This window comes from Waltera sp., from assembly GCF_046969025.1.
GTDB lineage: Bacteria > Bacillota > Clostridia > Lachnospirales > Lachnospiraceae > Acetatifactor > Acetatifactor acetigignens.
Map to the genome: position 1 here is coordinate 16512 of NZ_JBKVQF010000016.1, position 11979 is coordinate 28490.

The 11979-nt window shown below is 47.0% G+C and carries 6 protein-coding genes; 4 read left to right on the forward strand and 2 right to left on the reverse strand.

The features are described from left to right. Positions 1–83: 83 nt before the first annotated feature. The gene (locus ACLTOH_RS09905; RefSeq protein WP_412224056.1) at positions 84–1457 is read right to left on the reverse strand and encodes a sodium-dependent transporter; all 1374 of its coding nucleotides are present in this window, start codon (positions 1455–1457) and stop codon (positions 84–86) included. Positions 1458–1796: 339 nt separating this feature from the next. On the opposite strand from ACLTOH_RS09905, the gene spoVT reads away from it, so the two are divergent. Beyond that, positions 1797–2342 carry a stage V sporulation protein T gene (gene spoVT / locus ACLTOH_RS09910; protein ID WP_118503700.1) on the forward strand — a complete coding sequence of 182 codons (546 nt, stop codon included), beginning with the start codon at positions 1797–1799 and terminating at the stop codon, positions 2340–2342. Between the two features lie 162 nt (positions 2343–2504). After that, entirely contained in the window at positions 2505–3800 is a 1296-nt protein-coding gene (locus tag ACLTOH_RS09915) for an ATP-binding protein (RefSeq protein WP_227732880.1), read from the forward strand. 43 nt (positions 3801–3843) lie between these two features. Here the strand turns inward: ACLTOH_RS09915 and ACLTOH_RS09920 are convergent, their stop codons facing one another. Further along, positions 3844–5139, reverse strand: a complete 1296-nt coding sequence (locus ACLTOH_RS09920; protein WP_227732882.1) for a diguanylate cyclase — start codon at positions 5137–5139, stop codon at positions 3844–3846. A 451-nt stretch (positions 5140–5590) separates the two neighbouring features. On the opposite strand from ACLTOH_RS09920, the gene ileS reads away from it, so the two are divergent. Then, complete coding sequence (ileS, locus tag ACLTOH_RS09925; RefSeq protein ID WP_118669368.1) at positions 5591–8743, forward strand: isoleucine--tRNA ligase; 3153 nt, start codon at positions 5591–5593, stop codon at positions 8741–8743. Positions 8744–8973: 230 nt separating this feature from the next. Further along, the gene (locus tag ACLTOH_RS09930; protein ID WP_118669367.1) at positions 8974–11478 is read left to right on the forward strand and encodes a glycogen/starch/alpha-glucan phosphorylase; all 2505 of its coding nucleotides are present in this window, start codon (positions 8974–8976) and stop codon (positions 11476–11478) included. Positions 11479–11979: the final 501 nt, after the last annotated feature.

The following is an 11979-nucleotide window of genomic DNA, read 5'->3' on the forward strand; positions in this document are numbered from 1 at the left end:
GCGAATATCGGAGCGGGTCATGAAACAAGAACCCCACGTTTGTGCGAGCACAGCGTGGGGTTCTTGTTTATGACCCTGGCATCTTACATAGAAATAAGTCCAAATGCATTTGCCACGGAGCTTAATAAAATAATCGCAGCAAATACCGGGCAGAGATACTTGATCATGAAATTGAATATCTTTTTGCGGCGGAAAGCGGCTTCTCCGTGCATGACTTCTTCTTCCACAGCCTTTACTCCGATGACGCGGGATACCAGCAGACAGATGGTGATGGCAGCGATAGGCATCATCACGGAGTTGGTCAGGAAATCGAAGAAATCAAGGAACTGCATGCCGATGATCTTCACAGCACCGAGCGGTCCGTAACCCAGTGAGGATAACGTTCCCAGTGCCAGCATGATCACACCCATGATCACGGTAGATTTTTTACGACCCCAGCCAAGCTCGTCCTCGAAAGTAGACACAGCACTTTCGGTAAGTGCAATGGAGCTGGTCATGGCTGCGAACAGTACCAGTACGAAGAACATAATACCTACGAAGGTGCCCATTCCCATGCTGTCGAAGACCTTGGGAAGTGTGATGAACATCAGGGAAGGACCAGCCTGTAAGGTATCGGGATCCCCACCGGAAAATGCGAACACGGCGGGAATGATCATCAGACCTGCCATGATGGCGATGGCGGTATCAAAGATCTCCACATTTTTCGTGGAACCTTCAATGGAGACATCTTTTTTCATATAAGAGCCGAAGGTGATGAGGATACCCATGGCAATGGACAGAGAGTAGAACATCTGTCCCATGGCAGCTACGACTGTCATCCAGGAGAAATTCGCGGGATTCGGGATCAGGAAATACTTCACACCGCTCAGGGCTCCCGGTCTGGTAACGGAATAGACTGTGATGACCACAGAGAGCACTACCAGGATCGGCATCATAATGCGGGATACACGCTCGATACCGTTGCGGACACCGGCGTAGATGATGCCCAGAGTACACAGAGTGAATACGATAAAGCACAGCTCTGTAGAGACACCATTGGAAATAAACGTGGAAAAATAACCGTCCGCTGCCAGATCATGTCCGTGACCCTTGGCATATTCCACCAGATACTTGATCACCCATCCACCAATGACGGAATAATAAGGAACGATCAGAATAGGAATAATAGCGTTGATCCATCCACCGAAGGACAGCCATTTGGACTTCCCAAAGGTATGAAAGGCACCCACGGGGCTTTTACCTGTCATGCGTCCCAGTGAAGTCTCTGCCACGATCATGCTATAACCGAAGGTAAGCGCCAGGATAATATAGATCAACAGGAAGATACCGCCGCCGTATTTGGCTGCCAGATACGGGAAACGCCAGATATTGCCTAAGCCTACGGATGCTCCGGCAGCCGACAGAACGAAGCCGATCTTGCCGGAAAATGAACTTCTGTTATTATTTTTGTGATTCATAGTTTAAACTCTCCCATAAAAAATTGTCGTAAACAGAATAAGTGTAACATAGAAATAAGGAAAATACAGTACGAAATAGTCTGATTGAGAATTGAAAAATTCGATAATGCAAGAGTGAAAATTGAATGGATGCATTTTAATTTTAATATAAAACAATAATTCTGAGGAAAAATACAGAACTGCTATAAATATAAGCCAGTAATGGCACTGCTGAATGACGGTGTATCTGGCAATTTAAAGTATATTTTTTCCTGCATTTCGCATACTAACTGCAACGTTAATGATTAGTAATGCGAGATGATGATTTATCTTACGCAATATGTCATGGAGGAAAAAATGATGAAAGCAACTGGAATTGTAAGAAGAATAGATGACCTGGGACGCATCGTGATCCCGAAGGAGATCCGCCGCACGTTACACATCAGAGAGAGTGATCCGCTGGAGATCTTCACCGACAGAGAGGGGCAGGTCATCCTGAAAAAATATTCCCCTATCGGAGAGATGACCACATTTGCCAAACAGTATGCGGAGAGCCTGGCACAGGTGTCGGGACATGCCACACTGATCGCGGACAGAGACCAGTTCATCGCCGTCTCAGGAGGCTGTAAGCAACTGTTAAATAAATCCGTGAGCCGTCAACTGGAAGAGAAGGTCAATAATAGAGAGACTGTGATTGCCGCAAAAGGAGACCGCAACTATGTCAACATTGCGGAAGACATTGCCGTGGACTATGCCTGGCAGCTGATCACGCCGATCATCTGCGAAGGGGACATCATCGGAAGTGTGATCCTGTTGGAAAATGACGGGAAGAGCAAAATGGGGGAAGTGGAGCAGAAACTGGCTCTGTCTGCGGCGGGCTTCCTGGGCAGACAGATGGAACAATAAATAATTACTTTGTTTATTTACAATTTGAAATAGAAAAGTGCAACCAGTTGCAAAAATCTTTTCCAAAAATGAAGCAAGTATATTGATTTTCAGTTAAATTATCCATATAATAGAATAGAAAAGTGCAACCAGTTGCAAAAATCTATTCCAGGGAGAAAATATATGGATATTCGCAGAGATTTCTATTTGGAAAAGTTAATAAAAAGAAAGAGCAATGGATTAATCAAGGTGATTACCGGTATTCGAAGATGTGGTAAGTCTTATCTGCTGAATAACATTTTCTATCATCATTTGTTAGATTCCGGTGTGAAAGCAGACCATATCATACGGTTTGCCTTTGATTCTGCGGATGATCTTTACCTGATCGGTGAAAGTCTTATTCAGATCGAAAAGGAAAAGCGGGGTGTGGATCCGGAGAAATTTATGGCATATATTCGGTCGAAAACTACAGGAGAGGGAATATATTATCTGCTGTTGGATGAAATTCAGATGCTGGATTGTTTTGAGGCTGTTTTGAATGGATATCTTCGCAAAGAGAATATTGATGTGTTTGTGACGGGAAGTAACGCAAAACTGTTGTCAAAGGATATTGCTACGGAATTTGCAGGCAGGGGTGATGAAATTCATATGTACCCTCTCAGCTTTGCTGAATTTATGTCTGTTTATAACGGAGATAAATATACCGGGTTATCTGAATATATGCTTTACGGTGGAATTCCATTAGTGGTTCTGCGGGATGGTGCCGGGGATAAGGCAACAGCGCTGCAGAATTTATTTAACGAAATTTATATCCGTGATATTACGAAACGGAATCGTATAAAGAATATTGGGGAATTGGAAGATCTGCTAAATATTCTTTCCTCTGCGATCGGTTCGTTGACCAATCCGGAAAAACTAAAGAACACTTTTAAAACCGTGAAGAAATCTAAAATTACTTCTGCAACCATAAAGAAATATTTGGATTACTTTGAAGATTCTTTTTTGATAGAGTCAGCACAGCGTTATGATATTAAGGGAAAGTCATATATAGAGACTCCTAAGAAATATTATTTTTCTGATTTGGGGCTTCGGAATGCCAGAATTAATTTCCGGCAGTTGGAGCAGACACATTCCATGGAAAATGTAATCTATAACGAACTCCGGATGCGGGGATATAGTGTGGATGTAGGTGTTGTCCCTATCGCAGAAAAAGATTTGGAAGGAAAGGTAAACCGCAGGCAGCTGGAAGTGGATTTTGTCTGCAATCTTGGTTCTGCCAGATATTACATTCAATCGGCATATTCTCTTCCGGATGAAACAAAGCGGACGCAGGAAATCCGACCGTTCCGGAAGATTGATGACTCTTTTAAAAAAATTGTCATTACAAAAGATATTGTGCAGCCATATTATGATGAATATGGTATTCTGACAATCAATATTTATGATTTCCTGTTGAATCCGGAATGCCTGCAAGGTTAAAGATAACAAGATCAGAAACAAATAAAAAACGGTCGTAACCGGGTTAAGATATCACCTGGTTACGACCGTTTGTCTTACCGATATATAATTTCTCATCAGCTTCTTTTAATAATGTATGAACATCTTTGTCAGACTCACAGACCAGTCCGAAGGTCATATTTATCTTCACGTGTTGCCCTTCGTAGAGTGTATCCAGTTCGTGAATTTTGTCCATGAGAAGATCCAGCTGTTTCCGTGCTTCTGCAAGATCTACATTTTCAAATACCAGTAGAAATTCCTCACCACCCCAACGCGCGGCAAAGCCACGGCGCCACATATGCTGCTTCAGCAGGGCAGAGACATTTTTCAGTACGGCATCCCCACATTCGTGACCGTAGGTATCATTAACCTTTTTGAAAAAGTCAATATCTCCGATGGCGAGCGCAAAAGAATGGCGGAAGGATTGGGCTTCCTCGAAGATCTGGCGCAGCTTTTTTTCCCCGCTGCGTCGGTTGTACAGCTCGGTCAGGGCATCCTGCTCGATCATGGTACGAAGAGAGCGCTGCATGGACAGGGCACAGCGACCGATATCACCTAATTCATCACTGCGTTTTGTTACGGAATGATCCAGTGTGGCGTTCAGATTCCCGGAGGCTACCTCTGACAGGAAGCTGTGAATATGGAGTAATACAGCCACGAATCTTCTGGTGTAAAAATAGATGCAGACAGCCACGAGAGCCACAAAACCGATGATCAGCCATGTCAGCGGATAGACATAACGTTGAATGGCTTGAGATACGGCGGCACTGGATTTTCCTATAAAAAGCATGCCAACTATGCTGCCGTCCTGATTGCGGACAGGACTATAATAGGAAAAATAAGTCTTTCCATTGATCAGAGTGTTGATATAAAAATGATCTTCACCGGTATTCAGGACATCACGGATCACCACATCCGGAGCACCGGAGCCGACAATGCGGTCACCCTGGGCGTTATACAGAGTCGTCAGAATGCGGGTATCCTGGTAGAACAGGGTGATGTCCAGTCCGGTATCCTCTTTGAATTGATCAAATAGAGAATATTCACGGGTGATATCTACATCGCCCTTATACAGAAGGTAGGCAACATCACCTTCCAGCCGGTAATCGCCGGGATAGGCAGCGTTCAGAAGTGTAGTGGCACTTTTTGTGGCATCATACAATTCACGTTCCACTTCCTGATACATAGTTTTTGTGAACCATTGGGAAGTGAAAAATAACATGACGATCCCCAGCGCCAGCAGGGGAATCAGGCCGATCGCCTGCAGAGTATATGATATTTTACCGCCGCTTCTTTTCGGCGTATTTTGCGTATTTTCCATAGAATTCCCTGCCCTTTCCGGTAAGATCGGTACACATATCAGTCTTAAAATAATTATATGAAATAAATGTCGGAAAAGCAAGAAAGAAAAGCTTTCTAAGCAAATCATAACATCCGGCTTGACAACGCAAAAAAATGAGATATATAATAGCGGTATATCAAAAATGCATTGACGAAGAGAGTAACTTTTCCGCAGAAAGGCAAAGCGAGCCGGTGATGGTGAGAGACCGGTGCGAGTAGGGAAAAAGTGAAAATCACTTCTGAGCTGTCAGAACAAAAGCCCAGGTCAGTAGTTCTGAACGGAATCCCGCCGTTACCGGGAAGCATATCACTCCTGTGAGATGACACATGTGGAATCGTATGGGAAGTATGTTGTAAGAGGTGGTTAACGAATGCATGAGCTTCGTCCTGTTACGGGACGGAGCCATTTTTTTTAAGAAAGGAAGCGCACTATGTACAAGCAGGTACCCACAAGCCTGAATTTCGTAGACCGTGAGAAAGCTGTCGAGAAATTCTGGGAAGACAACAACATTTTCAAAAAAAGTATGGAACACCGTAAGGAAGGCGAGACCTATACCTTCTACGACGGACCGCCTACCGCCAACGGTAAGCCCCACATCGGTCATGTAGAGACCCGTACCATCAAGGATATGATCCCCAGATACCGTACCATGAAGGGATATATGGTTCCCCGTAAGGCAGGCTGGGATACCCACGGACTTCCCGTAGAGCTGGAAGTTGAGAAGCTGCTGGGTCTGGATGGTAAGGAGCAGATCGAGGAATACGGTCTGGCACCTTTTATCGACAAATGTAAAGAGAGCGTCTGGAAATACAAGGGAATGTGGGAAGATTTCTCCCGTACCGTTGGTTTCTGGGCTGACATGGATAACCCTTATGTTACCTACGATGACAACTTCATCGAGTCCGAATGGTGGGCACTGAAGACCATTTGGGATAAGGGACTTCTGTACAAGGGCTTCAAGATCGTTCCCTATTGCCCTCGCTGCGGAACCCCGCTGTCCAGCCACGAAGTGGCACAGGGCTATAAGGCAGTCAAAGAGCGTTCCGCTATCGTACGTTTCAAGGTAAAGGGTGAGGATGCATATTTCCTGGCATGGACCACCACCCCCTGGACTCTTCCTTCCAACGTGGCACTGTGTGTGAACCCGGAGGAGACTTACCTGAAGGTGAAGGCCGCCGACGGTTATACCTATTATATTGCAAAGGCACTGGCAGACAAGGTTCTGGGCCGCCTGGCAGAAGAGGGCAAGGATGCTTACGAAGTACTGGAGACTTATGTTGGTAAGGATCTGGAGTACAAGGAGTATGAGCCTCTGTACAAGTGTGCGGGAGATGCCGCCAAGAAGCAGAAGAAAAAGGCACATTTCGTAACCTGCGACGGTTATGTAACCATGACCGACGGTACCGGTATCGTTCATATCGCACCGGCTTTCGGTGAAGACGACAGCCGTATCGGACGTAATTACGAGCTGCCCTTCGTACAGTTCGTAGACGGCAAGGGTGATCTGACCGCAGAGACCCCTTATGCCGGAAAATTCGTAAAAGATGCAGATCCTCTGGTACTTAAGGATCTGGATGCAGAGGGCAAGCTGTTCGATGCACCGAAGTTCGAGCATGATTATCCTTTCTGCTGGAGATGTGACACTCCGCTGATCTATTATGCAAGAGAGTCCTGGTTCATCAAGATGACCGCTGTGAAGGATGATCTGGTACGTAATAATAAGACCATCAACTGGATCCCCGCTTCCATCGGTGAGGGACGTTTCGGCAACTGGCTGGAGAATATTCAGGACTGGGGTGTATCCCGTAACCGTTACTGGGGTACTCCGTTAAATATCTGGGAGTGCGAATGCGGACACCAGCATTCCATCGGCAGCCGTGAAGAGCTGTACAAGATGAGCGGCAATGAGAAGGCGAAGACCGTAGAATTCCATCGTCCTTATATCGACGAGATCACCATCACCTGCCCCGAGTGCGGCAAGCAGATGAAGCGTGTTCCCGAGGTAATCGACTGCTGGTTCGACTCCGGAGCAATGCCTTTTGCACAGCATCATTATCCGTTTGAAAACAAGGATCTGTTCGAGCAGCAGTTCCCCGCTGACTTTATCTCCGAGGCAGTGGACCAGACCCGTGGATGGTTCTACTCTCTGCTGGCAGAATCTACTCTGCTCTTCAATAAGGCTCCTTACAAGAACGTTATCGTTATGGGCCATGTACAGGATGAGAACGGTCAGAAGATGAGTAAGAGTAAGGGCAATGCGGTAGATCCTTTCAACGCACTGGAGACCTACGGTGCAGATGCCATCCGTTGGTATTTCTACACCAGTTCCGCACCCTGGCTGCCGAAGAGATTCTCCGGCAAAGCCGTACAGGAAGGACAGCGTAAATTCATGGGTACCCTGTGGAACACCTACGCATTCTTCGTACTGTATGCAAATATTGATAATTTTGACGCTTCCAAATATACACTGGAATACGACAAACTGCCCGTAATGGATAAGTGGCTGCTGTCCAAACTGAACTCTACCGTTGCAGAAGTAGACAGCAATCTGGACCAGTACCGTATCCCCGAGGCTGCCAAGGCGCTGCAGGACTTCGTCGATGAGATGAGTAACTGGTATGTAAGACGCAGCCGTGAGCGTTTCTGGGCAAAGGGTATGGAGCAGGATAAGATCAATGCCTACATGACGCTGTACACCGCACTGGTGACCATCTGTAAGGCAGCCGCACCCATGATCCCCTTCATGACAGAGGATATTTACCAGAACCTGGTAAGAAGCAACGATGCAAATGCACCCGAGAGTATCCATCTGTGTGACTTCCCGGTAGTGAACAAGGATCACATCGACAAGAAGTTGGAAGAGGATATGGAAGATGTACTGGATGCTGTAGTTATGGGTCGTGCATGCCGTAACGAGGCTGCCATCAAGAATCGTCAGCCGATCAGCAGAATGTATATCAAGTCAGACTTCACCTTAAGTGAGTTCTACCAGGAGATCATCGAGGATGAGTTGAACGTCAAGGAAGTTGTATTTACCGATGACGTACGTGACTTTACCTCTTACACCTTCAAACCCCAGCTGCGTACCGTAGGACCCAAGTATGGCAAACAGTTGGGCGGCATCCAGAAGCACCTTGCAGCACTCGATGGCAATGCAGCAATGGATGAGCTGAATGCAGACGGCGCATTAAAGTTCGATGTAGACGGTGTGGCTGTGGAACTGACCAAGGACGATCTGCTGATCGACATGGCACAGAAGGAAGGCTATGTATCTCAGGAGGACAATCGGATGACCGTTGTCCTGGATACCAACCTGACACCGGAACTGGTAGAGGAAGGCTTCGTATACGAGATCATCAGCAAGATCCAGACCATGCGTAAGGAGAGCGGCTTCGAAGTGACCGATCACATCCGCGTATCCATCAATGGCAACGATAAGCTGTCCGAGATCGCACAGAAGAACAAAGAAGCCATCAGCGGCAAGGTTCTGGCTGATGAACTGACAAGCGGTATGGAATACGGCGTATCGAAGGAATGGAATATCAACGGCGAGAACGCAGTGATCGCTGTGGAGAGAGTATAAAGATAAAGATTCTGTGGTTTTCCGGAAGGGGGACCGCAGAATCTTTTCTGTTTCGGAAAAACATTTACGAAACTTACGAAAACCGGCGAAAACAGTTGGAATGAGTGTATATATTTGTTATAATATTACCTGTATTTGGTTAAGAATATGGATGAAATCATAACGCTATCCGGTGCGGAATATCTTGAGAAGAGTACAGTACCGGAGAGGTAATGGAGAGGAGAACATAGGTGAAAAAATCAGTAGCAGCCAGCGAGAAGCCGGTAAAGGCAAAAGAGTTCGACAAGGAGCTCTTCAAGAGAAGTGTGGAATATAATGTGCGCACCCTGTATCGTAAGAATCTGGAAGAGGCAGATGCACAGCAGATCTTCCAGGCAGTATCTTATGCGATCAAGGACCGTATCGTAGAGAACTGGATGGAGACCCAGAAGGCATATGAGAAGGAAGACCCCAAGATGGTCTACTACATGTCCATGGAGTTTTTGATGGGAAGAGCACTGGGCAATAACCTCATCAATTTAAAGGCATATAAGCCCGTAGCGGAAGCTCTGGAAGAACTGGGACTGGATCTGAACCTGATCGAGGACCAGGAGCCGGATGCAGCACTGGGTAACGGTGGACTGGGACGTCTGGCAGCATGTTTCCTGGATTCTCTGGCAACGCTGGGATATCCTGCATATGGCTGCGGTATCCGTTATCGTTATGGTATGTTCAAGCAGGAGATCCGCGACGGTTATCAGGTAGAGGTTCCCGATAACTGGCTGATGAATGGTAATCCTTTCGAACTGCGCAGACCTGAGTATGCGAAAATTGTGAAATTCGGCGGCTATGTCAGTGTGCATACCGATGAGAATGGCAGAAATGTATTTACCCAGGAGGGTTATCAGTCTGTTAAGGCCATTCCTTTTGATTTTCCCATCGTGGGCTATGGCAACGGTATTGTAAACACCCTGCGTATCTGGGATGCGGAGCCCGTAGAGTGCTTCCAGCTGGATTCCTTTGATAAGGGGGATTACCAGAAGGCGGTAGAGCAGGAGAACCTGGCACGTAACATCGTAGAGGTTCTGTACCCCAACGACAATCACTATGCAGGTAAGGAGCTGCGTCTGAAGCAGCAGTACTTCTTCATCTCCGCATCCGTACAGGAAGCTGTAGAGAAGTACATGAGAAAGCATGATGATATCCATAAGTTCTATGAGAAGGTTACCTTCCAGCTGAACGATACCCATCCTACCGTAGCTATCGCAGAGCTGATGCGTGTGCTGATGGATGATTATTATCTGACCTGGGAGGAAGCGTGGGAGATCACCACCAAGACCTGTGCTTACACCAACCACACCATCATGGCGGAAGCATTGGAGAAATGGCCCATCGAACTGTTCTCCAGACTGCTTCCGAGAATCTATCAGATCGTAGAGGAGATCAACCGCAGATTCGTTCTGGATATCCAGCAGAAGTACAGCAATGTACCCGGCGTGGATGTACAGGAGAAGATCCGCAAGATGGCCATCATCTATGATGGACAGGTGAAGATGGCAAATATGGCTATCGTTTCCGGTTACTCAGTCAACGGCGTGGCAAGACTGCATACCGAGATTCTGGAGAAGCAGGAACTGAAGGACTTCTACGAGATGTTCCCGGAGCGCTTCAACAACAAGACCAACGGTATTACCCAGAGACGTTTCCTGCTGCATGCGAATCCTCTGCTGGCTGACTGGGTAACGGCTCATGTAGGTGACGACTGGATCACCGATCTGCCTCAGATCTCCCGCCTGAAGGTATATGCGGATGACAAGAAGGCACAGCAGGAATTCATGAACATCAAGTACCAGAACAAAGTACGTCTGGCAAAATATATTCTGGAGCACAACGGTATCGAAGTAGATCCCAGATCCATCTTCGATGTACAGGTAAAGCGTCTGCATGAGTACAAGAGACAGCTGCTCAATATTCTGCATGTAATGCACCTGTATAACGAACTGAAGGAGCATCCGGAACTGGATTTCTATCCCAGAACCTTTATCTTCGGCGCGAAGGCAGCAGCCGGCTACCGCAACGCAAAACTGACCATCAAGCTGATCAACTCCGTAGCGGATGTAGTAAATAACGATCCCGCTATTAACGGCAAGATCAAGGTCGTATTTATTGAGAACTACAATGTATCCAACGCAGAGATCATCTTTGCGGCAGCAGATGTCTCCGAGCAGATTTCTACCGCAAGTAAGGAAGCGTCCGGTACCGGTAACATGAAGTTCATGCTGAACGGTGCCCTGACTCTGGGAACCATGGACGGTGCCAACGTGGAGATCGTAGAAGAAGTGGGCGAAGAGAATGCCTTTATCTTCGGTCTGTCCGCACAGGAAGTTATCAACTATGAGAACCATGGCGGATATGATCCCATGGAGATCTTCAACAATGATCAGGATGTCCGCAAGGTACTGATGCAGCTGATCAACGGAACCTTCGCACCGGGAGATCTCGAGCTGTTCCGCCCGCTGTACAATTCTCTGCTGAACACCCAGTGTACGGCCAAGGCAGACACCTACTTCATCCTCAAGGACTTCAAGTCCTACGCAGAGGCACAGAAGAGAGTAGAAGCCGCTTACCGCGACGAAGACAACTGGGCTAAGAGCGCGATCCTCAATGTGGCATGCTCTGGCAAGTTCACCTCCGACAGAACCATCCAGCAGTATGTGGATGAGATCTGGCATCTGGATAAAGTGGTACTGAAGTAAATGGAAAGTTAGTAAAGAAATGCTATCAAATCCCCGTAGCCCTTGGCAAGGTATAAGAAACGCGGCACGCTCGCGCTCTGTCGCAGAGCGTAGCGGTACATAAGCGGTCACAATACGACCGCTAAGTACCGACGTCTGCTTACGGCACTGCTTATTCTTATACCCAGCCGGGGCTACTGGTTTTTTTGAAAGCTTTCCAAAACGCAGAACTCCCGGCGTATGCGGTGCCATGTCGAAGATGTTTGTCGGAGGATGTTGATATTTTCTAGAAAAGTGCTGAAAGGCAGGGGGAAAGCGGACACGATGTCCGCGTCAGCCGATTGTCGACATGGATGTCGACTGTAGGCGGCCCCGTCATGACGAGAACTACTCATCACTTTTCGTAGAAAATTCACATCCGGAGACCTTACATCGAGACATGTGTATCGCATGCTCCGGGAGTTCGTCTGGTTTAAGGCTCCCTCCGCTACGAACCATGCCTATTCATAAGATTGTCAGCAA

What these genes read in the sequence shown, in the direction of transcription:
- ileS (WP_118669368.1), top strand. Translation starts at nt 5,591, where the DNA reads ATGTACAAGCAGGTACCCACAAGCCTGAATTTCGTAGACCGTGAGAAA.
- ACLTOH_RS09915 (WP_227732880.1), top strand. Translation starts at nt 2,505, where the DNA reads ATGGATATTCGCAGAGATTTCTATTTGGAAAAGTTAATAAAAAGAAAG.
- ACLTOH_RS09905 (WP_412224056.1), bottom strand. Translation starts at nt 1,457, where the DNA reads ATGAATCACAAAAATAATAACAGAAGTTCATTTTCCGGCAAGATCGGC.
- spoVT (WP_118503700.1), top strand. Translation starts at nt 1,797, where the DNA reads ATGAAAGCAACTGGAATTGTAAGAAGAATAGATGACCTGGGACGCATC.
- ACLTOH_RS09920 (WP_227732882.1), bottom strand. Translation starts at nt 5,139, where the DNA reads ATGGAAAATACGCAAAATACGCCGAAAAGAAGCGGCGGTAAAATATCA.